Raw genomic sequence first — 22,619 nt, forward strand, 5'->3', positions numbered from 1 at the left:
CTTCCAGCTGGTGGATTGGAAAAGACCGCCCATCGAGTCTAGGGCGTGTCATCGCGCATTGCCACACTTGCTTTGGCCTAGAGCCTCTGCGGCCAGATTGCGGTACCTGATGCACAGATCAAACTCACTATAGTCAGGATGTCATCCGAGGGCCTTCCCATGAGCGATCACGACGAGCGTCGGCGCTTCCGCCGCATCGACTTCGATGCCCCCACCGAACTGCGCCAGGGCGACCGCCGCTGGCCGGTAAAACTGCTGGATGTGTCGCTGAAGGGCCTGCTGGTCAAGCGCCCCGAGCCGTGGGATGCCGACCTTACCCAGGACTTCGATGCGGTCATCCACCTGGACCGCGATGTGCGCGTGCAGATGCAGGTGGAACTGCGCCATGAGGAGCCCACCCGCCTGGGCTTCATCTGCCTGTACATCGATGTCGAGTCGATGTCCCACTTGCACCGTCTTGTGGAACTGAACCTCGCCGACAGCACCGAAATGATGCGCGAACTGCGTGAACTGATCGAATAATGGGATCTCTTAGCTAGCTAAGAAAATCCGCATCTTGTGTTTCCTGTCTACCCAGACAGCTTTAAGCCTGGGTCGCGACGTATTGTACACACCTCTCTAATCCAGCCTTTTCCAACATGGTACGCCTCCTGCATTGGGTTCTGGTGCCCAGCGCCAGCGCCCATGTGCGCGCTCGGATCAAAAAATTGTATACAATTTTTGTGGCATTCATTTGTCGGAAATGTCTACAGTAGCGACACAACAATAAACAGAGAGCCTGCTCCATGACTACGTCCCCTAGCACGTCTCCCGCCAAGCGCCCCGAGGACGAAAACCTCGGCCTTGGGGCCAACCTGGCCTATGGTCTGCAGCATGTGCTGACCATGTATGGGGGGATCGTCGCGGTACCCCTGATCCTGGGGCAGGCCGCGGGCCTGAACGGCGCCGAAATCGGCATGCTGATCGCCGCTTCGCTGTTTGCCGGTGGCCTGGCCACCCTGCTGCAGACACTGGGCCTGCCATTCTTCGGTTGCCAGCTACCGCTGGTGCAGGGCGTGTCGTTCGCTGGCGTGGCGACCATGGGGGCGATCCTCAGCAGCGAAGGCGGCGGTGGCCTGCCAGGCGTACTGGGCGCAGTCATGGCCGCGTCGCTGATCGGCTTTCTCATTACCCCGGTGTTCTCGCGCATTACCAAGTTCTTTCCGCCGCTGGTAACCGGTATCGTCATCACCACCATCGGCCTGACCCTGATGCCGGTGGCCGCCCGCTGGGTGATGGGCGGCAATAGCGCCTCGCCAGAGTTCGGCAGCGTGGCCAACATCGGCCTGGCGGCGCTGACCTTCGCCATCGTGCTGCTGCTGAGCAAGCTCGGCAGTGCGACCATCTCGCGCCTGTCGATCCTGCTGGCGATGGTGGTCGGCACCCTGATCGCCTGGGCGCTGGGCATGACCGACTTCAGCAAGGTCACCGAAGGCCCGATATTCGCCTTCCCCGCGCCGTTCCACTTCGGCATGCCGGAGTTCCACATCGCCGCGATCCTGTCGATGTGCATCGTGATCATGGTGACCCTGGTGGAAACCTCGGCCGACATCCTCGCCGTGGGTGAGATCATCGACACCAAAGTCGACTCCAAGCGCCTGGGCAACGGCCTGCGCGCCGACATGGCGTCGAGCATCCTGGCGCCGATCTTCGGCTCGTTCACCCAGAGCGCGTTCGCCCAGAACGTGGGCCTAGTGGCGGTGACCGGGGTCAAGAGCCGCTACGTGGTGGCCACCGGTGGCGTAATCCTGGTGGTACTCGGCCTGCTGCCGATCATGGGCCGGGTGATTGCTGCCGTGCCGACGCCGGTACTGGGGGGCGCCGGCATCGTGCTGTTCGGCACCGTGGCAGCCAGCGGTATCCGCACCCTGTCCAAGGTCAACTACAAGAACAACGTCAACCTGATCATCGTCGCCGCCTCGCTGGGCTTTGGCATGATCCCGATTGCCGCGCCGACCTTCTACCATCACTTCCCGAACTGGTTCGAGACCATCTTCCACTCGGGCATCAGCTCGGCGGCAATCATGGCCATCCTGCTGAACCTGATCTTCAACCACTTCACCGCTGGCAACTCGGAAAACCAGTCGGTGTTCGCTGCAGCCTACGAGCGCACCATCCAGTACTCGGACATTTCAGCGCTGCGTGATGGCGATTACTTCAAGGATGGCAAGCTGTTCGATGCCGAAGGTAATGAAGTGCCGATGCTGGAGCTGGATGAACATGGCAATGAGACGGTCAGGCGCACGCCGGTCGCCGAACATTGACCACTGACTGAGCGGTGAGGTGGGGGGCCGATGCGCATCGTCGGCCCCTTTTTTGTTTGTCTGAACCGGCGATAAGGCCGGTCCAGGCTACGAGTTACTCGAACAGTGCATCCAGTGCCTGCTCCAGCCGGGTAACGGCAATCACCTGCAGCCCCGCCGGGGCCTCTTTCGGCGCGTTGCCCTTGGGCACGATGGCCCGCTTGAAGCCATGCTTGGCCGCTTCCTTCAAGCGCTCCTGGCCACTGGGCACCGGCCGTACCTCGCCCGACAGGCCGATCTCGCCAAACACCAGCAAGCCATGGGCCAGTGGCCGGTTGCGCAGGCTCGACATCACCGCCGCCAGCAACGCCAGGTCGGATGCGGTTTCCAGTACCTTCACCCCGCCTACCACGTTGAGGAACACGTCCTGGTCATGGGTTGGAATGCCACCATGCCGGTGCAACACCGCCAGCAGCATGGCCAGGCGGTTCTGGTCCAGGCCCAGGGTCACCCGGCGCGGGTTGGCCAGGTGGCTGTCGTCGACCAGTGCCTGCACCTCCACCAGCATCGGCCGGGTGCCCTCCCAAGTCGCCATCACCACGCTACCAGGTACTTCTTCCTGAGCGCGGTTGAGGAAAATCGCCGACGGGTTGGATACTTCCTTCAGGCCGCGGTCGGTCATGCCGAACACGCCCAGTTCGTTGACAGCACCGAAGCGGTTCTTCACAGCCCGCAACAGGCGCAGGCGGCCATCGGATTCGCCTTCGAAATACAGCACGGTGTCGACCATGTGCTCGAGAACGCGTGGGCCGGCCAGCGAGCCTTCCTTGGTCACGTGGCCCACCAGGAAGATCGCCGTGCCGCTCTGCTTGGCATAACGCACCAGCAACGCAGTACTCTCGCGCACCTGGGCCACGCCGCCAGGTGCCGATTGCAGCTGCTCGGTGAAAATGGTCTGGATCGAGTCGATCACCATCACCCGCGGCTTTTCCTGGCGCGCCGTGGCGATGATGGTTTCGATACAGGTTTCGGTCATCACCTTGAGCTGGTCCTGCGGCAGGCCCAGGCGTCGCGAGCGCATGGCTACCTGCTGCTGCGATTCCTCACCGGTAACGTAGAGTGCCGGCATGCCGACGGCAATGTTGCACAAGGTCTGCAGCAGGATGGTCGACTTGCCGATACCGGGGTCACCACCGATCAGCACCACCGAGCCATCCACCAGGCCCCCGCCCAGCACGCGGTCCAGTTCAGTGCTGCTGGTGGTGAAACGCGGGATTTCCTCGACGCTGACTTCGGCCAGGGTCTTGATCTGCGCCTGCTGCCCGGCCCAGCCGGTGCGGCCGTTGCCGGGCGCGGCGGCAGCGCCGCTTTCGATCATGGTTTCGACCAGGGTGTTCCAGGCCCCGCATTCGCCACACTGGCCGGCCCATTTGGGAAAGGTGGCACCGCATTCGGTGCAGCCATACAAGCGCTTGGCCTTGGCCATGGCTGGGGTCTCCTGGGAAAAACCGCCATGATAGCCGAGCTGGACGTGTCTCGAACGCCTCGAGGTGCGACAAAACTATTCGTTCTAACCGCAGTCGGAAGCCCTGAACATAACGCATGAAGCGTTTAAGTGGCTTACACTGCGTAAACCTTACCTTTTGTTACAAGGAACCAAACATGGGCATGATCAGTGAGTTCAAGGCCTTCGCGGTCAAAGGCAATGTCGTCGACATGGCGGTCGGTATCATCATCGGCGCAGCCTTCGGCAAGATCGTCTCGTCCTTCGTTGGTGACGTGGTCATGCCGCCACTGGGCCTGTTGATCGGTGGTGTCGACTTCAGCGACCTGGCCGTTACCCTGAAGGCCGCCGAAGGTGATGCACCGGCTGTGGTACTGGCCTATGGCAAGTTCATCCAGACCGTGATCGACTTCCTGATTGTGGCGTTTGCCATCTTCATGGGGGTGAAGGCAATCAACCGGCTCAAGCGTGAAGAGGCCGTGGCGCCGACTGCACCACCCGTGCCGAGTGCCGAAGAGACCCTGTTGACCGAAATTCGCGATTTGCTCAAGGCGCAGAACCAGAACCGCCTGCCTTGAGAGCACCAGGGGCTGCCTTGCAGCCCCAATCGCCTTACCAGTAGGCTTCCACCGCCACCTGCCCCGGCCGCTTGCTCAGGCTCAGCTGCAAGTCCCGCGCCTTGAGTACCTTGCGTGTCTCGTCGACCATTTCCGGGTTACCACACAGCATCACCCGCGAATGTTCCGGTGACAGCTCCAGCCCCGCAGCCTTCTCCAACTCGCCATTCTCGATCAGCGTGGTAATGCGCGCACTCAAGGCCCCGGCATGCTGCTCGCGGGTGACCACCGGAATGAACTGCAACTTGCCGGCAAATTCGGCCAGGTAATCGCGCTGCTCCAACCCGGCGATTTCATCCACATAAGCCAGCTCTTTCGCTTCACGCACCGAGTACACCAGCTTGATATTGTCGAAACGCTCCCAGGCCTCGAAGTCCTGCAGAATCGACATGAACGGCGCAATGCCGGTACCGGTTGCGAGCAACCATAAATCGCGGCCACCGACGAAGCGGTCCAGGGTCAGGAAGCCGAAGGCCTGGCGGTCGATCAGCAAGGTATCGCCCACCTCCAGCCGGCTCAGCTCGCTGGTGAATTCGCCCCCTGGTACCACGATGGAGAAGAAATCGAGATGCTCGTCATGGGGGGCGCTGACCATCGAATAGGCGCGCCATACCACACTGCCATCAGCCTTGGTCACGCCCAGGCGGGCGAACTGGCCGGAACGGAAGCGAAACCCCGCATCGCGCGTGACCCGCAGACTGAAGAGGTTCGGCGTCAGCGGCTGAACATCGAGCAGGGACTGGCGGGTGAACTTTTCGGCGCTAGCGGTCATATCGGGCTCCAGGTTTGGCATGCGCACAGTGTCGCGCAAAGTGGCGCGGATAAAAACCACTGCTTTGTAGGGCCTCACCAACGGTGAACCTGCCTAGGTCGCGGATAATCCTGCTCGCTGTAACAAAAAAATCCCAACGCCTTGGTAGGTCTTTTCCTACAATCAATCGGGTCCCCAAACGGATTGGACTGCTACTGCGTCAGCAAGGAGTGTCAGATGCGTCACTGGAAACCCGAATATCTTCATGCGTTCGTCAGTGAGCGTAGACCCCAAAGACTGTTTGATATCGCAGTGCACCTGGCCCAGAACCTGGACATGGTTTACCTGGGACTGAACGTTCGCATCCAGATCGCGACGCAAACGCCACGGTTGTACCTCTACAGCAATTACCCGAAAGAATGGATCGAGCGTTACCAGCGCGATGAGTTCTACAAGCAGGACGCCGCCGCCAATGCGAGCCACAGCTCGACCATGCCCGTGCTCTGGAATGACGACCTGTATCGTGAAGCCCCGAAGTTTCGTCAAGCAGCCTGCCAGTATGGCCTGTGCCATGGCTGGACACAGTCATTGCACGACTTGCAGCACAATGAAAGCCAGATCAGCGTGGCCAGGCCCACCGGCACCATCGGCATTACCGAACTCTACGACAAGGCTGGCAGTGTGCAGTGGCTGTGCCATACCCTGCATGCGGTGCTTGGTGAATACCACCTGAATGCACTGTGCCCCCCGCAGCCCAAGATGAGCAAACGGGAACTGGAAGTATTGAAATGGTCAGCCGCCGGCAAGACCGCTGCCGACGTGGCCTGCATCCTGTCACTGTCGCAAAGCACGGTGAATTTCCATATCCGCAGCGTTATCACCAAGACCAGCGCTGCCAACAAGGCCGGCGCCGTCGCCATTGCCGCCCTGCGCGGCTGGATCTGACCAGCAAACCTGCGACCCCGGGCAAAGCCCTGTAGAATCGCCCGGCAAAGCCCGGGGCGAACCGCAACGGGCAGATCGTTCCCGAGCCAGACGCCATGCCCCTGTTGACCACTCCCTACGCCGAACTCGACCTGATCCGCCAGCCGGATCAGGCCAACGACCCCTTGCAGGCTTTCGATGCAGCCGACGAATACCTGCTTGCGCAGATGCACGCACAGGCCCCGGCGGCCGATTGCCGGGTGCTGGTGCTCAATGACAGCTTCGGCGCCCTGGCTGCCAGCCTGGCGGGCAAGCTGCACGTGGTCAGTAGTGGCGATTCGCACCTGGCGCACCTGGCCCTGGAAAAAAACCTGTCGCGAAATGGCCTGCCGTTCGACAGCGTGCCCTTCGTCCCGGCCAGCGAAACCTGGCAAGGCTCGTTCGATCGAGTGCTGCTGCGGGTGCCCAAGACCCTGGCCTTGCTCGAAGAGCAACTGATCCGCCTGCAAGGCCACCTGGCGCCGGGTGCACAGGTGATTGCCGGGGCGATGATCAAGCACCTGCCCCGGGCTGCCGGTGACCTGATGGGGAAATACATCGGCCCGGTGCAGGCCTCGCTGGCGCAGAAAAAGGCCCGCTTGCTGACGGCGACGCTGGCCACGCGGCCGCTCGCCCGGTCGCCCTACCCCAGCCGCTATCGCCTCGACGCGCCGGCCGTGGAGCTGGTCAACCACGCCAACGTGTTCTGCCGTGAAGGCCTGGACATCGGCACCCGCGCCTTTCTGCCGCACCTGCCACGCGACCTGGGCCGTGCCCGGGTGGCGGACTTGGGTTGCGGCAACGGTGTGCTGGCGATTGCCAGCGCCCTGGCCAACCCGGATGCGCATTACACCTTGGTCGATGAGTCGTACATGGCGGTGCAATCGGCGCGGGAAAACTGGCAGGCCGCACTGGGCGAGCGCCCGGCGGTGTTCGAGGCAGCCGATGGGTTGGCCGGGGTAGAAAAACAGTCGCTGGAGGTGGTGCTGTGCAACCCGCCGTTCCACCAGCAGCAGGTGGTGGGCGATTTCCTTGCCTGGCGCATGTTCCAGCAGGCGCGTGAGGCATTGGTGGTGGGCGGGGCGCTGTATATCGTGGGTAACCGGCACCTGGGTTATCACAGCAAGCTGACGCGGTTGTTCCGTGGCGTGGAGCAGGTGGCGGCTACGCCCAAGTTCGTCATCCTGAAGGCTCGTAAATAGGCCGTTGGGGCTGCTTTGCAGCCCATCGCGACACAAGGCCGCTCCTACAGGGAGACGCGACTGACTGAATGATCGCGATCCGGCCTTGTGTTGCAAAAGGGGCGCAAAGCGCCCCCTTGGTTCAATGGGTGGTCAACCCCGCTGCCCCCATGAACAGGCGCATCACCCAGGCCGCAACACCCAGCGCTGCCACGCTCATCGCCCAGATCAGCAGCAGCCAGCCCAGCCGCTGCCACAGGGGCTTTTTCTCCTCCAAGCCATGCTTGCCAGCCATCATGCGGCCTCCCTAGTGATAGCCGTCTTCGTGGGTAACCTTGCCGCGGAACACGTAGTAGCTCCAGAAGGTGTACATCAGGATGAACGGCAGGATGAACAGCGTACCGACCAGCATGAAACCCTGGCTCTGCGGTGGCGCCGCGGCATCCCAGATCGAGATCGACGGTGGGATGATGTTCGGCCACAGGCTGATGCCCAGGCCGCTGTAACCAAGGAAGATCAGCACCAGGGTGAGCAGGAACGGCGTGTAGTGCGCATTGCGCGCCACCGCCTTGAGCAAGCCGTAGAAGGTCACCAGCACCAGGATCGGCACCGGCATGAACCAGACCAGGTTAGGCATGCTGAACCAGCGGTCGGCGATCTGCGGGTAGGCGATTGGTGTCCACAGGCTGACAATGCCGATCACCGCCAACAACACCAGCGCCAGAGGGCGGGCAATGTCGTGCATCTTCTGCTGCAGCGCCCCTTCGGTCTTCATGATCAGCCAGGTGCAGCCCAACAGGGTATAGGCAACGATCAGCCCCAGGCCGCAGAACAGGCTGAACGGGGTGAGCCAATCGAGCGTACCACCGGCGAAATGCCGGTCGACTACCTTGAAGCCCTCCAGGAACGCGCCCAGGGCCACGCCCTGGAAGAAGGTGGCCACCAGCGAGCCCCAGATGAACGCCTTGTCCCAGATATGGCGCTTGTCGTCCTTGGCCTTGAAGCGGAACTCGAAGGCCACGCCGCGGAAGATCAGGCCGATCAGCATCAGGATCAACGGCAGGTACAGCGCCTCCAGCACCACCGAGTAGGCCATCGGGAACGCGCCGAACAGCCCGGCACCTCCCAGTACCAGCCAGGTTTCGTTACCGTCCCAGACGGGGGCGACGGTGTTCATCATCACATCGCGGTTACGCTCGCCCTTGACGAACGGGAAGAGCATGCCGATTCCGAGGTCGAAACCATCCATCACCACGTACATCATCACGCCGAAGATGATGATCACGGCCCAGATCAGCGAAAGGTCGATACCCATGGCTCAGTTTTCCTTGCTCAGGCTGGCGGAGTTGGCCTCACGGCCATCATCGGCGGCGGACAGCGGCCGCGCCGGCGTGCGTTTGGTGCCGGGGCCACCGCTGCTGTGCTCGTCGCCTTCGCCGGTCTGCGGGCCTTTGCGCACCAGGCGCATCATGTAGCCGAGGCCGGTACCGAACAGGGCGAAATACACCACCACGAAGGCCACCAGGGTGAAGCCGAGCTGGGCGTAGCTGTGGTTGGACACACCGTCCGCCGTCCGCATCAGGCCGTACACCACCCACGGCTGGCGGCCAATTTCGGTGGTGAACCAGCCGGCCAGCAAGGCGATCAACCCGGACGGCCCCATCCACAAGGCCAGGTGCAGGAACGGGCGCGAGGTATAGAGCGTGCCGCGCTTGCGCAGCCAGAGGCTCCACAGGCCGACAAAGATCATCAACAGGCCCAACCCGACCATGATCCGGAACGACCAGAAGACGATGGTCGAGTTGGGCCGGTCCTCCGGCGGGAACTCCTTCATCGCCGGCACCTGCTTGTCCAGGCTGTGAGTCAGGATCAGGCTGCCGAGCGCCGGGATTTCAAGCTTGAAGCGGGTGGTCTCGGCCTGCATGTCAGGAATGCCGAACAGGATCAGCGGGGTCGGCTCGCCGGGCACGTTTTCCCAGTGGCCTTCGATCGCGGCGATCTTCACCGGCTGGTGCTTGAGCGTGTTGAGGCCGTGGAAATCACCGATCACCGCCTGGATCGGCGCCACGATCAGGGCCATCCACATGGCCATCGACAGCATCTTGCGCACCGCCGGGTTATCGCGCCCGCGCAGCAGGTGCCAGGCCGCCGAGGCACCGACGAAGAACGCCGTGGCAACGAACGCGGCGGTGGCCATGTGCATCAGGCGGTAGGGGAACGAAGGGTTGAACACCACCGCCAGCCAGTCCACCGGCACCACCCGCCCATCGATGATCTCGTGGCCTTGCGGGGTTTGCATCCAGCTGTTGGAGGCGAGGATCCAGAAGGTCGAGACCAGCGTGCCGAGCGCTACCATCACCGTGGAGAAGAAATGCAGGCCGCGGCCGACGCGGTTCCAGCCGAACAGCATGACGCCGAGGAAGCCTGCTTCGAGGAAGAACGCGGTCAGCACCTCGTAGGTGAGCAAGGGGCCGGTGATGGCGCCGGCAAAGTCGGAGAAGCGGCTCCAGTTGGTGCCGAACTGGTAGGCCATGACCAGGCCGGAGACCACGCCCATGCCGAAGTTGACGGCAAAGATCTTCGACCAGAAATGATAAAGGTCACGGTAGACCTGGTTGTCGGTCCGCAACCAGAGGCCTTCGAGGACGGCCAGGTAGCTGGCCAGGCCAATGGTGATGGCCGGGAACAGGATGTGGAACGAAACGGTAAAGGCAAACTGCATTCGGGCGAGCTCTAGTGCCTCTATTCCGAACATGGTGCTTCCTCTTCAGATAATCCGGCGTCCGGGCTGCTGGCCCCGTCGCCCACTGCCCCCACGGTTATCGAGTGCGGCGTGTTGGAATTGTTCTGTTCGATCGCAGGGATTCCGGCCCGTAGGGCCACATCGTCGGCCAGCCGTTGCAAAAGCAACGATTGATCCAGATCAACGAATGCTAGGAAGCATAGTCCTGAATGGCGCGCCGGGCCGTGCGGTTGATTGCCGCGTGACCGGTTGCCCCACCCTCTTCAAAAAGGCCCGGAAAAGTGCCGCTCCGGGCAAACAGCAACCATTTGTTACAAACAGATGATACGCTGCGAGCCCCTCTACCGCGCCGAGGCCCCCAGGTTTCCGATGCCCGATTCCGCTCCGCAGTTACTGCGTCACCACCGACCTTTCCTGGCCTTCTGGCTGGCCCGCGTGTTCACCGCCAGCGGTTTCCAGATGCTCACCGTGGCCATTGGCTGGCACCTCTACCAGTTGACTGGCAACGTACTGGACCTGGGCCTGGTCGGCCTGGTCGAGTTCGCCCCGCGTGTGCTGTTCATGTTGCACACCGGGCATGTCGCCGATCGCTACGACCGGCGCAAGGTCGCCGCCCTGTGCCAGAGCCTGCAGGGCCTGATCGCCCTGGCACTGGCAGTGGGCAGCGCCACCGACAACGTCACCCGCGAACTGATCTTCGCCCTGGCCTTCCTGCTCGGCGCCACGCGCTCCTTCGAGATGCCGGCGACCCAGGCGTTGCTGCCCAATGTGGTGCCAGCCGGGCTGTTTCCACGCGCGGTGGCGGCATCGGCATCGGCTACCCAGTCGGCCACCATCGTGGCGCCCGCCCTGGGTGGTTTCCTGTATGCATTCGGCAGCCTCTGGGTGTACGGCCCGACCGTGGCCCTGTATGCCATCGCCTGCATATTGACCCTGAGCCTGGAGGCACGCGGCCAGGTAGCCCAGCGAGGGCGTGCCAGCATCGAATCGCTGCTGGCCGGCATCCGCTTCATCCGCAGCCGGCCGGACATCCTCGGCGCCATCTCGCTCGACCTGTTTGCCGTATTGCTCGGTGGGGCCACCGCGCTGCTGCCGGTGTTCGCCAAGGACATCCTGCTGACCGGGCCACTGGGCCTGGGCCTGCTGCGCTCGGCGCCGGCGGTGGGGGCGTTGCTGATGTCGCTGTGGCTGGCGCGTTTCCCGTTCGAGCGCAACGTGGGGCGAACGATGTTCACGGCAGTGGGTGTATTCGGCGTGGCGACCATTGCCTTTGGCCTGTCGACCTCGTTCTGGTTCTCGCTCGCGGTACTGGTGGTGCTGGGTGCAGCGGACATGATCAGCATGGTCATCCGCGGCGCCTTCGTGCAGCTGGAAACACCGGATGAAATGCGCGGCCGGGTCAGCGCGGTGAATGGCCTGTTCATTGGTGCCTCGAACCAGCTCGGCGAGTTCGAATCGGGGGTGACGGCGCACTGGTTTGGCACAGTGCCGGCGGTGGTGATGGGTGGTATTGGCACCCTGGTGGTGACCGGGGTGTGGATAAGACTGTTCCCGACACTGGCCAAGCGGGATCGGTTGCATAACGGTTGAGACACAGCCTGTGCCCGCGAAGGCGCCGGTACAGGCTATACAGCACCCATTCCCCAACAGCCATAGGCCCCCGCCGAGCATGCTGGTATGATGCGCGGCTTTTTTCCGCCCCGCACAAAACCACGGCAACCGGTACGGTCTGTGCTTTGCTGTTGGGGTCGATAGATTGATGGCGCCTGGGGCGCCTCGGGGAGCGGGCATGCTGGAAAGGCTGTTTCAACTAAGAGCACACAACACCAATGTGCGCACCGAGATTCTCGCGGGCGTCACCACCTTCCTGGCCATGGCCTACATCCTGTTCGTCAACCCGAGCATCCTCGGCGAGACCGGCATGGACAAGGGCGCGGTCTTCGTCGCCACCTGCCTGGCCGCGGCCATCGGTTCGGTGACCATGGGCCTGATCGCCAACTACCCGATCGCCCTGGCACCGGGCATGGGCCTGAACGCATTCTTCACCTACACCGTGGTGCTGCACATGGGCCACACTTGGCAGGTGGCACTGGGCGCGGTGTTCCTGTCGGCGGTGATGTTCTTCCTGTTGTCGATCTTCCGCATCCGCGAATGGATCGTGAACAGCATCCCGCTGCCACTGCGTTCGGCCATCGCCGCGGGTATCGGCCTGTTCCTGGCGCTGATCGCCCTGCATAACGCCGGCATCGTCGTCGATAACCCGGCCACCTTGGTGGGCCTGGGCGACCTCAAGCAGCCGGCACCGATCCTCGCTACCCTGGGCTTCTTCCTGATTGTCGGCCTGGAGTCACTGAAAGTGCGCGGCGCGGTGCTGATCGGCATTCTTGCCGTGACCATCACCTCGATCGGGATGGGCGTGACCCCCTTCGGCGGCATCGTCTCCATGCCACCGTCGCTGGCCCCGACCTTCCTGCAGTTGGACATCGCCGGGGCGCTGGACGTCGGCCTGGTCAGCGTGATCTTCGCCTTCCTGTTCGTCGACCTGTTCGACAACTCCGGCACCCTGATCGGCGTGGCCAAGCGCGCCGGGCTGATGGGCAAGGATGGGCACATGCCGAAGATGGGCCGTGCGCTGATTGCCGACAGTACCGCAGCCATGGCCGGTTCGTTGCTGGGCACCTCGACCACCACCAGCTACATCGAATCCGCCGCCGGCGTGAGCGCCGGTGGCCGCACCGGCCTGACCGCCATCGTGGTCGCCGTGCTGTTCCTGCTGGCGCTGTTCTTCGCTCCGCTGGCCGGTAGCGTGCCGGCTTTCGCCACCGCCCCGGCGCTGCTGTTCGTCGCGGTGCTGATGGCTTCGGGCCTGGCGGAAATAAACTGGGACGACGTCACCGAGGCCGCACCGGTGGTGGTGACCGCCCTGGCAATGCCGCTGACCTACTCCATCGCCAACGGCATCGCCTTCGGCTTCATCGCCTGGACCGCCGTCAAGCTGATTTCCGGTCGCCACCGCGACCTGAACCCGGCCCTGGTGATCCTTTCCATCCTGTTCGTCATCAAGCTGGGCTGGTTCAACGCATGAGTGCTGTTTTCGACCCCTCCTCCTATGCCACCCAGCTGGACGCCAAGGTGGCCCGGCTGCGCGAGCTGCTGGCGCCGTTCGCTGCGCCGGAGCCGGCTGTCTTCGACTCGCCGCGCGAGCACTACCGCCTGCGCGCCGAATTCCGCCTGTGGCGTGAAGATGGCCAGCGTCACTACGCCATGTTCGCCCCGGGCGAGAAGCACAAGGCGATCCTGATCGACGACTTCCCCATCGCCAGCCAGCGTATCAACGCCCTGATGCCGCGCTTGAAGGCGGCCTGGCAGGCCAGCGAAGAACTCGGCAACCGGCTGTTCCAGATAGAGTTCCTCACTACCCTGGCGGGCGATGCCATGGTCACGATGTGCTATCACCGCCCGCTGGACGAGGCCTGGGAGGTGGCTGCACGGCAGCTGGCGGGCGAACTGGGCGTCAGCGTGATCGGCCGTTCCAAGGGCAAACGCCTGGTGATCGGCCGCGACTACGCGGTGGAAAAACTCGACGTGGCAGGCCGCGTGTTCAGCTATCGCCAGCCGGAAGGCGCATTCACCCAACCGAACGGCGCGGTGAACCAGAAAATGCTGAGCTGGGCCTTCGAGGCGCTCGGCGAGCGCGAAGACGACCTGCTGGAACTGTATTGCGGCAACGGCAACTTCACCCTGCCGCTGGCCACCCGCGTGCGCCAGGTGCTGGCCACCGAGATCAGCAAGACTTCGGTCAATGCCGCGCTGAGCAATCTCGATGAGAACGGCGTGGACAACGTGCGGCTGGTGCGCCTGTCGGCGGAAGAACTGACCCAGGCACTGAATGACGTGCGGCCGTTCCGCCGGCTGGAAGGCATCGACCTGAAGAGCTATGACTTCGGCACGGTGTTCGTCGACCCGCCGCGCGCGGGGATGGACCCGGACACCTGCGAGCTGACCCGGCGTTTCGAGCGGATCCTGTACATCTCCTGCAACCCGGAGACGCTGGCGGCGAACATTGCCCAGTTGCACGACACCCACCGCATCGAGCGTTGTGCGTTGTTTGATCAGTTCCCGTATACCCACCACATGGAGAGTGGGGTTCTGCTGGTTCGGCGCTGACCTGCAGATAGCCGGGGCTGCTTTGCAGCCCATCGCGACGCAAGGCCGCTCCTACCGGCGCAGCTCAAATTCCCTGTAGGAGCGGCCTTGCGTCGCGATGGGCCGCAAAGCGGCCCCAGGCCTCACTCAGAAGTCGAAGAACACCGTCTCCCCTTCCCCCTGAATGCGGATATCGAAGCGATACGCCGTTTTCCCGTCCACCTCGCAGCGCTTGGCCACCAGGGTCTCGCGCCGCTGCGGCTGCTCGATCAGGTTGAGCACCGGGCACTTGGCATTGGCCTGCGCTTCATCATCGAAATACAGGCGCGTGTGCAGGTGGATGTTGATCCCCCGGGCAAACAGGCTGATGTTGATGTGCGGTGCCATTGGCACACCGGCAGCGTTTTTCACCACGCCTGGCTTCACCGTATGTGCCGTCCACTCGCCAGCGTCGAAGGTGGTAGCCGTGCGGCCAAAGCTGTTGAAGGCGTTTTCCAGGTTGTAGGCATCCTGGTATTCACCATTGGCATCGGCTTGCCACAGTTCCAGGAACGAGTCCCGCACCAGGTGGCCATTGCCGTCATACACATGGCCGAGCAGCAGGATATGCTCGCCAGGCGCATCAGGCTTGGCCAGGCGGTTCCAGATCTCCTGGTCGCGGGTCGGGTTGCCGGCCGCTTCCAGGGCCAGGCCGATGTGCACGTAGGGGCCGGCAGTCTGCGAAGGGGTTTCCGGCAGCAGTTCGATTGGCATGGCGGGGTCCTCAGCAGTTTTCGAAGTGGGTCTTGCGCTGGCCGCGCAGCACGATGTCGAAGCGGTAGGCCAGGCAATCCATCGGGTTGGCGTTGCTCATGTCGAGCTTGGCGATCAGTTGCTGCACCGCTTGCGGGTTGGCGATCGACTTGACGATCGGGCACATCGGAATCAGCGGATCACCCTCGAAATACAACTGGGTGATCAGCTTGGTGGCGATCGAAGGGCCGCTGATGGCGAAGTGGATGTGCGCCGGACGCCAGTCGTTCGGCCCGTTGCGCCAAGGGTACGGGCCCGGCTTGATGGTGCGGAAGCTGTAGTAGCCGTCACGGTCGGTCAGGCAGCGACCGACACCCCCGAAGTTCGGGTCCAGCGGTGCCAGGTAACGGTCGTTCTTGTGCCGGTAGCGGCCGCCGGCATTGGCCTGCCACATTTCCACCAGGGTATTCGGCACAGGCTTGCCGTACTGGTCGACGACGCGCCCGGCGACGATGATGCGCTCACCGATCGGCAGGCCACCGTTGTTGAAATTCAGCAGCAGGTCATGGTCGTGGGCACCGAAGCCCAGGTGGGAAAAGTCCGGGCCGGTGGTTTCGCTGATCGACTGCGGAATGCTGACCAGTGCCTGGCGCGGCGAACGGGCAATGGACGTCTTGTAGTCAGGCGTAAGGGCTTTCGGGTGCCAGTTGCGATCACGGATCACGAAGCGGCTGGTGTCCTGGGCGGGCATGCCGGTTTCCTCTCTTGGAATTATGTGAACGCCTGGGCGTGGCAGGCGGACTTGCAGTTTCGGACAAGCTGCGCACGGTGAATATTGAAATCAGCCGCCTGAGACATAACCAGATGGTTATGAGTGAACACGTTGGCCTGACACCGGCCGCAGTGGTGAACTAATCTTTGTCTTCTTGTTTCACGCTCCGGAGAGCATTTCATGGAATGGCGAAAAGGCCGACGCAGCGACAATGTGGTCGATGCCCGAGGCGAAGGTGGCGGTGGCGGCGGCATGCGGTTCGGCGGCGGCAAGGGGCTGGGGCTTGGCGCGGTACTGCTGATTGTCGGTATCGGCTGGCTCACCGGGCAGGACCCATTGCAGATTCTTGGCCAGCTCACTGGCCAGATGGAGCAGCAGCAACGGCAGGCGCCCAGCAGCGTGGGCGGCAAGGCGCCGCCGGCCAACGACCAGCAGGCCGAGTTCGTCGCCTCGATCCTGGGTGACACCGAAGACACCTGGAAAGCCCTGTTCGCCGAGGCTGGCAAGCAATACCGCGACCCCAAGCTGGTGCTGTTCAGCGGCCAGGTCAATTCGGCCTGTGGCTTTGCTTCTGCGGCAGTAGGGCCGTTCTACTGCCCCGCCGACCAGCGGGTGTACCTGGACATGTCGTTCTTCCGCGAGATGGAAACCCGCTTCGCGGCCGCCGGCGACTTTGCCCAGGCCTACGTGATCGCTCATGAAATCGGCCACCACGTGCAAACCCTGTTGGGTGTGTCGGCCAAGGTCGACGCCGCACGCCGCAGCGGCCAACGCCTGGAAGGTGACAACGGCTTGCTGGTGCGCCAGGAGCTGCAGGCCGACTGCCTGGCCGGGGTGTGGGCCTACCAGGCGCAAAAGCGCCTGAACTGGCTGGAGCCGGGTGACGTCGAGGAAGCTCTGAACGCCGCCAATGCGATTGGCGATGACCGCTTGCAGCAGCAGGGCCGCGGGCGGGTAGTGCCGGACTCGTTCACCCACGGCACTTCGGCACAGCGGGTACGCTGGTTCAAGGCCGGGTTCGCCGAGGGTGAAGTGAACAGTTGCGATACCTTCAGCGCCCGTAACCTCTGACACCTCTCGCCAGGCCGGCGCAAACGCTGTAGGAGCGGCCTTGTGTCGCGAAAGGGCCGCAAAGCGGCCCCAGGATTTCAGCGTTGACGCGACTATTGCAGGGGCCGTTTTGCGGCCCTTTCGCGACACAAGGCCGCTCCTACCCCAAAAGCGCTTGTACATCTTTTTGCTGAAAAAGCGTTTCAGCTTCCCTCATCACGGCCGATAACCCCTGCACGAATCAGCAGGCATCCAGAACAACAACGCCTGGCGATCGAAGACAAATCGAGCGAAAACAACTTCTGGAGAGCGTGCATGAACAGCTGGTTCGCCAACATCAGCGTCAACCTCAAACTGGGCCTGGGCTTCGGTCTGGTACTGATTCTCACCGGCCTGCTGGCCCTGACTGGCTGGACCAGCCTGGGCAGCCTGATCGACCGCAGCAACTGGATGGGTGATATCGGCCAGTTGAACAAGGACCTGACCGACCTGCGCATTGCCCGCCTGCAGTACATGATCGCCAACGGTGATGATGCCGCCGCCGCCAACACCCAGGCCAAGCTGGACGCCTTCAGCAAGCAGCAGGCGTACCTGGCCAGCACGTTCAAGAGCCCCGAGAACGTCAAGTTGCTGAATGAGCTGGGCGAAACCATCAGTGCCTACAAGGTCTCGCTGAACAAGATGCGCCAGGGCTACGACGCCACCCGCACCGCGCGCGCGGCCATGGAAAGCTCGGCCAGCAAGGCCGACCAGGCCATGGACGCACTCAGCCAGGAAGTCACCGCCCGCGCTGAAGCCGACAGCGTGCGCCTGGCCCAGTACCAGTTGATCAGCAAGGCGCGTCAGCAACTGCTGCAGGTACGCATCGACGTCCGCGGCTACATCGCCGACAACAGCGCTACCAACGAACAGGCCGCCCTGCGCCAGCTGGATGCTGCCCTGGCCGGCATCGACAGCCTCAAGCGCCAGTTGCCCGGCGAAGACTCGCGCCTGCAACAGTTCGAAGGCTCGGTGCTGGCCTACCGTGACGCTGTGCGCCAGTTCCGCGACGCCGTCGCCAACATCACCACTGCACGCGCCGAAATGACCGTGCAAGGTGCCGACATCGTCAAGCGCAGCGACGCGCTGTACCAGATCCAGCTGGAACGCCGCGACATCGAGAGCAGCCAGGCCCGTAGCCTGCAGGCTATCGCCACCCTGCTGGCGCTGCTGGTCGGCGTGCTGGCGGCAGTGCTGATCACGCGGCAGATCACCCGCCCATTGCGTGACACCCTGACAGCGGTGGAAAAAATCGCCAGCGGCGACCTCACCCAGCAACTGCGGGTTACTCGCCGCGACGAACTGGGCGTACTGCAGCAGGGCATCGCGCGCATGGGCAGCACCCTGCGTGAGCTGATCAGCGGCATCCGCGACGGTGTCACCCAGATCGCCAGCGCCGCCGAGGAGCTGTCGGCGGTGACCGAACAGACCAGCGCCGGCGCCAACAGCCAGAAGGTCGAGACCGACCAGGTGGCCACCGCCATGCACGAAATGGCAGCCACCGTTCAGGAAGTGGCGCGCAACGCCGAACAGGCATCGCATGCCGCCACGGGTGCCGATGACGAAGCCCGTGCCGGCGACCGCGTGGTAGGCGAGGCGATTGGCCAGATCGAGCGCCTGGCCGAAGACATGCACCGCTCCACCGAGGCCATGAACCTGCTGCAGCAGGAAAGCCAGAAGATCGGCAGCGTGATGGACGTGATCAAGTCGGTGGCCGAACAGACCAACCTGCTGGCGCTGAACGCTGCGATCGAAGCAGCGCGTGCCGGCGAGGCCGGGCGTGGCTTTGCCGTGGTTGCCGACGAAGTGCGCGGGCTGGCCCAGCGCACGCAGAAATCCACCGAAGAGATCGAGGAACTGATCGCCAGCCTGCAGCACGGTACCCAGCAAGTGGCCGCGGCCATGCACGGTAGCCGTACCCTGACCGACAGCAGCGTCGAGCTGGCACGCAAGGCCGGGGCCTCGCTGGAAAGCATCACCAGCACGGTGTCGAGCATCCAGTCGATGAACCAGCAGATTGCCGCGGCAGCGGAGCAGCAGAGTGCGGTGGCGGAGGAGATCAGCCGCAGCATCCTCAATGTGCGCGATGTGTCCGAGCAGACGGCGGCGGCCAGTGACGAGACGGCAGCGTCCAGCGTGGAGCTGGCGCGGTTGGGCGGGCAATTGCAGACGTTGGTCAGCCAGTTCCGCGTCTGACCCTGGAATTCGGGGCCGCTTTGCGGCCCGTCGCGACACAAGGCCGCTCCTGCAATCTCCTGTAAGGAACGGCCTTGTGTCGCGATGGAGGGCAAAGCCCTCCCGGCGATGGAACAGGTATTACTCGACGATCATCCCGACCCCACGCCCACGTGGGTCCGAAGCAGTCTCCAGCTTCGCACCGTTCACCCGGATCGCCTGGATGTCGCCCATCTCCCAGCCCTGATCCTCCAGCACATAACCCATCTTCTTCAGCTCGTCAGCCACCGGCCCGGTCAACGGCGCGTAGCTGTCAAAGTAGATGGTGTCCTTGGGCAGCAACTGATGGTGCACACGCTGCGCCGCCACCGCCTTGTCCAGCGGCATGCCATAGTCGTACAGGTTGTTCATGACCTGGAAGATCGAGGTGAAGATCCGCGAGCCGCCTGGCGTACCAATGACCAGCTCGACCTTGCCATCGCGGGTCATCAGGCTGGGGCTCATCGACGACAGCATGCGCTTGCCCGGTGCGATGGCATTGGCATCCCCGCCTACCACGCCGAACGCGTTGGCCGCCCCCGGCTTGGCACTGAAGTCATCCATTTCGTCGTTCAACAGGAAGCCGGCACCTTTCACCACCACGCCACTGCCGTAATCAAGGTTCAGGGTGTAGGTATTGCTGACCGCATTGCCCTGCTTGTCGACGATCGAGAAGTGCGTGGTCTGGTGCGGTTCCAGGCCCGGCTTGACCTTGTCGGTCGCGGAAATGGCCTTCGGGTTGACCTGCGCGGCACGCTTGGCCAGGTAGTCCTTGGCCACCAGCTGCGCCACTGGCACCTGGGTGAAGGCTGGGTCGCCGAGGTAGTCGGCGCGGTCGGCGAACACCCGCTTTTCGATCTCGGCCAGCAGGTGGATATACTGCGCCGAGTTGTGCGCCACGCCCTTGAAGTCCGCGGCGCGGTCTTCCTTGATGCCCAGCAGCTGGGCCAGGGCGACGCCGCCGGAGCTTGGCGGAGGCGCGGTATAGACCACATTGCCACGCCAGCTGACAGCCATCGGTTCACGCCATACCGCCTTGTAGTCCTGCAAGTCCTGCTTGGTGATCAGGCCCTTGTCGGCCTGCATCTGCGCCACCAGCAGGTCGGCGGTCTCGCCCTGGTAGAACTCGCTCACGCCCTTGTCGGCGATGCGTTCCAGGGTCTGCGCCATCTCTGGCTGCTTGAACAGCTGACCGACTTTCATGTTGCCGAAGTAGTCGTTGAAATTGGTCGCGGTCTTGAACATGCCCTGGGCATCGTTGCGGTACTGGTACTGCTTTTCTGCCACCTTGAAACCGTTTTTCGCATAACCGATGGCCGGAGTCAGCAGCTCGCTCCAGGGCAGCTTGCCGAATTTCTGGTGCGCCTCCCACAAGCCCATTACCGTGCCGGGTACGCCAGCTGCGCGGGCCCCGACCAGGCTGAGGTTCTCGATGACCTCGCCCTTGTCGTTCAGGTACATGTTGCGCGTAGCGGCCTTGGGCGCGACTTCACGGTAGTCGAGGAAATAGGGTTTGCCGTCGACGAACAGGGTCATGAACCCGCCGCCGCCAATGTTGCCCGCCTCGGGGTAAGTCACCGCCAGGGTGAACGCCGTGGCCACTGCCGCATCCACCGCGTTGCCGCCCTTCTTGAGGATATCGGCGGCCACCTGTGCACCATATTGATCGGGCGCGGCCACTGCGCCGCCCTCCAGGGTGGCAGCATGAACCGAGGAACAGCTCAGGATCGCGGCTGCAACAGCCAGGTACTGGAACGGAACCATACGCATGACACTTCCTTGGTGTTGTTTTTGTTGAGCAGTCAGTAAGGCCGAAGCGTTTCCACTGCGCAAACAATCGTAGGAAGTTTCGCCGCCTGTAGACAGAATATGTCGCGTCCAGGCAACTCAGCAGGCGTACATCGCCAGCTTGCGCTGGATGAAATCAAGGAAGCACTGGATACGCAGCGCCAGCTGGGTATTGCGGTAGTACACCGCATGGATCGGCTGGCGATAGCCGTTGTTGGCTTCGCTGAGCAACACTTGCAGGCGCCCGCTGCGGATGTCTTCGTGGGTCATGAAGTGCGACAGGCTGACGATGCCCTCGCCCGCCAGCGCCAGCTGGCGCAAGGTCTCGCCGCTGGAGGCGATCAGCGCCGGGCGGATGCTCCAGCGATCCCCCTGGGCATGGCGCAGTGGCCAATGGTTGAGCGACTCGGGCTGGCTGAAGCCGAGCAGGCAGTGGTTGGCCAGGTCCTCGACCCGCAGCGGCGTGCCATGCTGTTCTAGGTACGCCGGGCTGGCCAGCACCTGCACCGGGCTGCAGCCCAGGCTGCGCGCGTGCAGGCTGGAGTCGGCCAGTTCGCCGATGCGGATGGCCACGTCGGTACTCTGCTCGAGCAGGTCGATGATCAGGTCATCGGTGTTGAGTTCCAGTTCAATGCCGGGGTATTGGCGGCGGAACTCGCCGATCCACGGCAGGATGGCATGCAGCATGAACGGCGCAGCGGCGTTGATGCGCAGACGCCCGGTAGGGGTCTGGCGGTTCATCGACAGGCGCTCTTCCATCTCGTCCATCTGCTCCAGGATCAGGCGAGAGCGTTCGAGGAAAAAGCGGCCCTCTTCAGTCAGGTCCATGCGCCGGGTGGTGCGGTTGACCAAGGTGGTGCCCAGTTTGCCTTCCAGGCGTGACAGGGTGCGGCTGACGGCGGACGGAGTCTGGCCCATCTGCTCGGCAGCAGCGGAAATCGAGCCGCAGTCGATGACGGTGACGAATACCTGGAGCTCTTCGGATCGGGTTTTCACATCGGGGCCTGTGGTTGTTCTCTGCAGGGACTAGATAGCCGCTTGTCGCGGCCAAGTCCAGCGCTGCCTGTACCGGCCCTTTCGCGGGCTCGCCCGCTCCCACAGGGATCAGACAGGCCTGAAAGCTTGTGGAGTACCTGTGGGAGCGGGCAAGCCCGCGAAGAGGCAGGCAGGTCGAACACTTATTGCGCCTTGCCAAACACCTTGTCCAGGTGTGCCGTATAGGCCGCCAGCGCCGTCGGCACATCCGGGCGCTTCATTACATCCACCGCCAGGAAGGTCGGCAAGCCAGTCATGCCGAGGAACTGGTTGGCCTTGTGGAACGGGAAATACACCGCATCCACACCCTTGCCCTCGAAGAAATCGCTGGGGTCGTCGAATGCCTGCTGCGGTGCATTCCAGGTCAACGACAGCATGTACTGCTTGCCGTGTACCAGGCCACCACTGCCGTACTTCTGCGAGTGGTCCGAACGGGTACGGCCATCGTTGGCATACAGGCTGCCATGGCCTGCGGTGAACACCTCGTCGATGTATTTCTTCACGGTCCATGGCGCGCCCATCCACCAGCCTGGCATCTGGTAGATCACTACATCGGCCCAGAGGAATTTCTGCACTTCTTCCTGAATGTCATAACCGCCATCGATGAAGGTCTGACGCACATCGAAACCGGCGCGGTCCAGGTGAGCCACGGCCGCTTCGTGCAGGGTGGTGTTGAGACGGCCATCGGAGTGAGCGAACTGCTTGCCGCCGTTGAGCAAAAGGATCTTTTTCATGTGAGCCTCGCGAAAAATTCAGGTCGGCAGGTTAGGGGCTCGCGGGTAGGGGATACAGTGGCGCAGGG

20 protein-coding genes and 1 pseudogene are annotated in these 22,619 nt (G+C 63.1%); 11 read left to right on the forward strand and 10 right to left on the reverse strand.

Annotation, left to right across the window (positions count from 1 at the left end; all coding sequences use genetic code 11):
• Positions 1-159: 159 nt before the first annotated feature.
• Together HU763_RS20655 and HU763_RS20660 are read left to right on the forward strand one after the other, a co-directional pair.
• Positions 160-522 (forward strand): PilZ domain-containing protein, encoded by a 363-nt coding sequence (locus HU763_RS20655; protein ID WP_170032616.1) that lies wholly within the window; start codon positions 160-162, stop codon positions 520-522.
• Between the two features lie 263 nt (positions 523-785).
• The gene (locus tag HU763_RS20660; protein ID WP_186685457.1) at positions 786-2,303 is read left to right on the forward strand and encodes a nucleobase:cation symporter-2 family protein; all 1,518 of its coding nucleotides are present in this window, start codon (positions 786-788) and stop codon (positions 2,301-2,303) included.
• A 94-nt stretch (positions 2,304-2,397) separates the two neighbouring features.
• On the opposite strand, the gene radA is transcribed toward HU763_RS20660, so the two are convergent.
• Complete coding sequence (radA, locus tag HU763_RS20665) at positions 2,398-3,768, reverse strand: DNA repair protein RadA (protein WP_186675249.1); 1,371 nt, start codon at positions 3,766-3,768, stop codon at positions 2,398-2,400.
• A gap of 176 nt (positions 3,769-3,944) precedes the next feature.
• Here radA and mscL point away from each other — a divergent pair, with 176 nt between their 5' ends.
• On the forward strand, positions 3,945-4,364 hold the full coding sequence (mscL, locus tag HU763_RS20670; protein WP_186675251.1) for a large-conductance mechanosensitive channel protein MscL: 420 nt from the start codon (positions 3,945-3,947) through the stop codon (positions 4,362-4,364).
• Between the two features lie 34 nt (positions 4,365-4,398).
• Here mscL and HU763_RS20675 read toward each other — a convergent pair whose 3' ends face one another.
• Positions 4,399-5,175, reverse strand: a complete 777-nt coding sequence (locus tag HU763_RS20675; RefSeq protein ID WP_186675253.1) for a ferredoxin--NADP reductase — start codon at positions 5,173-5,175, stop codon at positions 4,399-4,401.
• 216 nt (positions 5,176-5,391) lie between these two features.
• On the opposite strand from HU763_RS20675, the gene HU763_RS20680 reads away from it, so the two are divergent.
• Positions 5,392-6,099, forward strand: a complete 708-nt coding sequence (locus tag HU763_RS20680) for an autoinducer binding domain-containing protein (RefSeq protein WP_186685458.1) — start codon at positions 5,392-5,394, stop codon at positions 6,097-6,099.
• A 95-nt stretch (positions 6,100-6,194) separates the two neighbouring features.
• The gene (locus tag HU763_RS20685; RefSeq protein WP_186685459.1) at positions 6,195-7,319 is read left to right on the forward strand and encodes a methyltransferase; all 1,125 of its coding nucleotides are present in this window, start codon (positions 6,195-6,197) and stop codon (positions 7,317-7,319) included.
• 121 nt (positions 7,320-7,440) lie between these two features.
• On the opposite strand, the gene HU763_RS20690 is transcribed toward HU763_RS20685, so the two are convergent.
• Genes HU763_RS20690 through HU763_RS20700 form a run of 3 tightly spaced genes read right to left on the reverse strand, consistent with a single transcriptional unit; the run spans position 7,441 to position 10,053 of the window.
• The gene (locus HU763_RS20690) at positions 7,441-7,596 is read right to left on the reverse strand and encodes a DUF2474 domain-containing protein (protein ID WP_186685460.1); all 156 of its coding nucleotides are present in this window, start codon (positions 7,594-7,596) and stop codon (positions 7,441-7,443) included.
• A gap of 9 nt (positions 7,597-7,605) precedes the next feature.
• Complete coding sequence (gene cydB, locus HU763_RS20695) at positions 7,606-8,613, reverse strand: cytochrome d ubiquinol oxidase subunit II (protein WP_186685461.1); 1,008 nt, start codon at positions 8,611-8,613, stop codon at positions 7,606-7,608.
• Positions 8,614-8,616: 3 nt separating this feature from the next.
• Positions 8,617-10,053 (reverse strand): cytochrome ubiquinol oxidase subunit I, encoded by a 1,437-nt coding sequence (locus HU763_RS20700; protein WP_186685463.1) that lies wholly within the window; start codon positions 10,051-10,053, stop codon positions 8,617-8,619.
• A gap of 357 nt (positions 10,054-10,410) precedes the next feature.
• Here HU763_RS20700 and HU763_RS20705 point away from each other — a divergent pair, with 357 nt between their 5' ends.
• From HU763_RS20705 to trmA, 3 genes are all read left to right on the forward strand, one after another.
• Positions 10,411-11,631, forward strand: coding sequence for an MFS transporter (locus HU763_RS20705; RefSeq protein WP_186685465.1), 1,221 nt, complete (start codon positions 10,411-10,413; stop codon positions 11,629-11,631).
• A gap of 199 nt (positions 11,632-11,830) precedes the next feature.
• Complete coding sequence (locus HU763_RS20710) at positions 11,831-13,126, forward strand: NCS2 family permease (RefSeq protein ID WP_186685467.1); 1,296 nt, start codon at positions 11,831-11,833, stop codon at positions 13,124-13,126.
• Positions 13,123-14,208, forward strand: a complete 1,086-nt coding sequence (trmA, locus tag HU763_RS20715) for a tRNA (uridine(54)-C5)-methyltransferase TrmA (protein ID WP_186685469.1) — start codon at positions 13,123-13,125, stop codon at positions 14,206-14,208. Before HU763_RS20710 ends, trmA begins: the two co-directional genes overlap by 4 nt.
• Before the next feature lie 126 nt (positions 14,209-14,334).
• Here trmA and pcaG read toward each other — a convergent pair whose 3' ends face one another.
• Positions 14,335-14,940 (reverse strand): protocatechuate 3,4-dioxygenase subunit alpha, encoded by a 606-nt coding sequence (pcaG, locus tag HU763_RS20720; protein WP_170032638.1) that lies wholly within the window; start codon positions 14,938-14,940, stop codon positions 14,335-14,337.
• Positions 14,941-14,950: 10 nt separating this feature from the next.
• A complete protein-coding gene (gene pcaH, locus HU763_RS20725; protein ID WP_186685470.1) occupies positions 14,951-15,670 on the reverse strand; it encodes a protocatechuate 3,4-dioxygenase subunit beta in 720 nt (239 codons plus the stop codon).
• A gap of 201 nt (positions 15,671-15,871) precedes the next feature.
• Between pcaH and ypfJ the strand changes: the two genes are divergently transcribed.
• The 3 genes and pseudogenes from ypfJ to HU763_RS25160 all read left to right on the forward strand — a co-directional run bounded on the left by ypfJ (position 15,872) and on the right by HU763_RS25160 (position 18,976).
• Positions 15,872-16,762, forward strand: a complete 891-nt coding sequence (gene ypfJ, locus HU763_RS20730) for a KPN_02809 family neutral zinc metallopeptidase (RefSeq protein WP_186685472.1) — start codon at positions 15,872-15,874, stop codon at positions 16,760-16,762.
• 429 nt (positions 16,763-17,191) lie between these two features.
• Positions 17,192-18,121, forward strand: a pseudogene (locus tag HU763_RS25155) (methyl-accepting chemotaxis protein); the annotation flags it as partial.
• Entirely contained in the window at positions 18,113-18,976 is an 864-nt protein-coding gene (locus HU763_RS25160) for a methyl-accepting chemotaxis protein (RefSeq protein ID WP_420831062.1), read from the forward strand. The pseudogene HU763_RS25155 and the gene HU763_RS25160, both read left to right, overlap by 9 nt.
• Before the next feature lie 120 nt (positions 18,977-19,096).
• Here HU763_RS25160 and ggt read toward each other — a convergent pair whose 3' ends face one another.
• The 3 genes from ggt to mdaB all read right to left on the reverse strand — a co-directional run bounded on the left by ggt (position 19,097) and on the right by mdaB (position 22,551).
• The gene (ggt, locus tag HU763_RS20740) at positions 19,097-20,764 is read right to left on the reverse strand and encodes a gamma-glutamyltransferase (protein WP_186685476.1); all 1,668 of its coding nucleotides are present in this window, start codon (positions 20,762-20,764) and stop codon (positions 19,097-19,099) included.
• A gap of 117 nt (positions 20,765-20,881) precedes the next feature.
• Positions 20,882-21,778 (reverse strand): LysR family transcriptional regulator, encoded by an 897-nt coding sequence (locus tag HU763_RS20745; protein ID WP_186685478.1) that lies wholly within the window; start codon positions 21,776-21,778, stop codon positions 20,882-20,884.
• Between the two features lie 182 nt (positions 21,779-21,960).
• The gene (gene mdaB, locus HU763_RS20750; RefSeq protein ID WP_186685480.1) at positions 21,961-22,551 is read right to left on the reverse strand and encodes an NADPH:quinone oxidoreductase MdaB; all 591 of its coding nucleotides are present in this window, start codon (positions 22,549-22,551) and stop codon (positions 21,961-21,963) included.
• Between the last annotated feature and the right edge of the window lie 68 nt (positions 22,552-22,619).

The organism is Pseudomonas anuradhapurensis (assembly GCF_014269225.2).
Classification (GTDB): Bacteria; Pseudomonadota; Gammaproteobacteria; order Pseudomonadales; family Pseudomonadaceae; genus Aquipseudomonas; species Aquipseudomonas anuradhapurensis.

Excerpts from the sequence above, each read along its gene's own strand:
- HU763_RS20705 (WP_186685465.1), top strand. The coding sequence starts at position 10,411 with ATGCCCGATTCCGCTCCGCAGTTACTGCGTCACCACCGACCTTTCCTG.
- HU763_RS20655 (WP_170032616.1), top strand. The coding sequence starts at position 160 with ATGAGCGATCACGACGAGCGTCGGCGCTTCCGCCGCATCGACTTCGAT.
- ggt (WP_186685476.1), bottom strand. The coding sequence starts at position 20,764 with ATGCGTATGGTTCCGTTCCAGTACCTGGCTGTTGCAGCCGCGATCCTG.
- HU763_RS20660 (WP_186685457.1), top strand. The coding sequence starts at position 786 with ATGACTACGTCCCCTAGCACGTCTCCCGCCAAGCGCCCCGAGGACGAA.
- pcaG (WP_170032638.1), bottom strand. The coding sequence starts at position 14,940 with ATGCCAATCGAACTGCTGCCGGAAACCCCTTCGCAGACTGCCGGCCCC.
- HU763_RS20710 (WP_186685467.1), top strand. The coding sequence starts at position 11,831 with ATGCTGGAAAGGCTGTTTCAACTAAGAGCACACAACACCAATGTGCGC.
- HU763_RS20685 (WP_186685459.1), top strand. The coding sequence starts at position 6,195 with ATGCCCCTGTTGACCACTCCCTACGCCGAACTCGACCTGATCCGCCAG.
- mscL (WP_186675251.1), top strand. The coding sequence starts at position 3,945 with ATGGGCATGATCAGTGAGTTCAAGGCCTTCGCGGTCAAAGGCAATGTC.
- HU763_RS20700 (WP_186685463.1), bottom strand. The coding sequence starts at position 10,053 with ATGTTCGGAATAGAGGCACTAGAGCTCGCCCGAATGCAGTTTGCCTTT.
- mdaB (WP_186685480.1), bottom strand. The coding sequence starts at position 22,551 with ATGAAAAAGATCCTTTTGCTCAACGGCGGCAAGCAGTTCGCTCACTCC.
- HU763_RS20680 (WP_186685458.1), top strand. The coding sequence starts at position 5,392 with ATGCGTCACTGGAAACCCGAATATCTTCATGCGTTCGTCAGTGAGCGT.
- pcaH (WP_186685470.1), bottom strand. The coding sequence starts at position 15,670 with ATGCCCGCCCAGGACACCAGCCGCTTCGTGATCCGTGATCGCAACTGG.
- HU763_RS20675 (WP_186675253.1), bottom strand. The coding sequence starts at position 5,175 with ATGACCGCTAGCGCCGAAAAGTTCACCCGCCAGTCCCTGCTCGATGTT.
- trmA (WP_186685469.1), top strand. The coding sequence starts at position 13,123 with ATGAGTGCTGTTTTCGACCCCTCCTCCTATGCCACCCAGCTGGACGCC.
- radA (WP_186675249.1), bottom strand. The coding sequence starts at position 3,768 with ATGGCCAAGGCCAAGCGCTTGTATGGCTGCACCGAATGCGGTGCCACC.
- cydB (WP_186685461.1), bottom strand. The coding sequence starts at position 8,613 with ATGGGTATCGACCTTTCGCTGATCTGGGCCGTGATCATCATCTTCGGC.
- HU763_RS25160 (WP_420831062.1), top strand. The coding sequence starts at position 18,113 with ATGGGCAGCACCCTGCGTGAGCTGATCAGCGGCATCCGCGACGGTGTC.
- HU763_RS20690 (WP_186685460.1), bottom strand. The coding sequence starts at position 7,596 with ATGATGGCTGGCAAGCATGGCTTGGAGGAGAAAAAGCCCCTGTGGCAG.
- ypfJ (WP_186685472.1), top strand. The coding sequence starts at position 15,872 with ATGGAATGGCGAAAAGGCCGACGCAGCGACAATGTGGTCGATGCCCGA.